Raw genomic sequence first — 1,221 nt, 5'->3', positions numbered from 1 at the left:
GACAATCTCATGCGAAACAAACTGACTGCTTTGTTGCTGGCTGGGTTTAGTGCCCTGGGCGCATTTGCTACACCCATGCTGATTGACGGTGGCGTTGATACTGTCATGGCGGAACACCAAGGCAGCAGTTAGGATTGCAGTTGCTGATTCCTCGGGTTCTTGGCTCAGTGGCAGGACACATGGCTTATAGTGGATACTTCGGGTATTTTGTTGGGTTAAGCGTCCTCAAACCCCGTAAGCGTTGGCAGATCATAGGCATTGGCTATCTGAATGCTTCTGCTCTGCATGCCTTGTGGAATGCGATGGGATATGTTAATAGTATACTCTTGGCAATAGTTGGGGTTGTGTCCTACGTCTTTTTAACAGCGGCAATTCTCAAAGCAAGGGCACTATCACCAACGCGATCGCAAAACTTCGCTACCCAATTTTTTAAAAATTAGGGATACTTATGAAAGTTTAAGGTTTAAAGTTTAAGGTTTAAAGTTGAAACTTTAAAGGGGTTTAGAAGTTTAGCCTATCACATTAACTAAAAACTTTAACCACAACTAGGATTTACACTTCATAATTCATAATTGCTAATTTACACTTCATAATTCATAATTACTAATTCATAATTAGCAGCTGTTTTAAAAACAATGAATTCTATGAACATCAAACTCACCATTTTAACCACTGCGGCTTTACTAACCACGACCAGCCTCAGCACCATTGCTAAAGCTGAAAATCTAGCTCATACTCAACAGTTACTGTCAACCAAACAGTGTCAAGGGTGTGATTTAACTAGGGTAGGTTTGATTATGGCTGACTTAGTGGGTGCTAATCTCGCTGGGGCTGACTTGAGTCGTGCTAATCTCAGCCGTGCTAATTTGACAGGAGCTGACCTGAGTGGTGCCAATCTCAGTGGTGCTTCTCTCAATGGTGCTAATCTTGCTGGTGCTAATCTTGCTGGTGCTAACTTATTCAGTACTGACCTGAGGGAAGCGTTTTTAGTTAATGCCCAATTGTATGGTGTGAGCTTGAGTAATGCTTATATACAAGGAACCATCGGTATTCCAGATTATGCAGGTACCGCAGAAGATTTCTATGCGTGGGGAGTAGTAGAAGCCAAAAGAGGTAACTACAAAACTGCCATTGAGTATTACGACAAAACCTTGAGCATGAAGCCTGACTTTGCTCCAGCTTTTTTGGCTCGTGGTATGGCTCGTTTCAGACTGGGAGAGA

General features: G+C 42.7%; 1 protein-coding gene and 1 pseudogene. Both read left to right on the top strand.

The window, feature by feature from the left end:
- Window positions 1-122: 122 nt before the first annotated feature.
- Window positions 123-440, top strand: a pseudogene (locus F6K20_RS39155) (PrsW family glutamic-type intramembrane protease); the annotation flags it as partial.
- A gap of 204 nt (window positions 441-644) precedes the next feature.
- Window positions 645-1,221, top strand: a 577-nt coding sequence (locus F6K20_RS39150; protein WP_287298553.1) for a pentapeptide repeat-containing protein, incomplete at its 3' end; no start/stop codon positions are given.

Origin of the sequence: Moorena sp. SIO2C4 (assembly GCF_010672485.1) — a bacterium.
Lineage (GTDB): Bacteria > Cyanobacteriota > Cyanobacteriia > Cyanobacteriales > Coleofasciculaceae > Moorena > Moorena producens.
The sequence above is the reverse complement of the archived record's forward strand: the minus strand, read 5'-3'. Positions and strand labels throughout refer to the sequence as shown.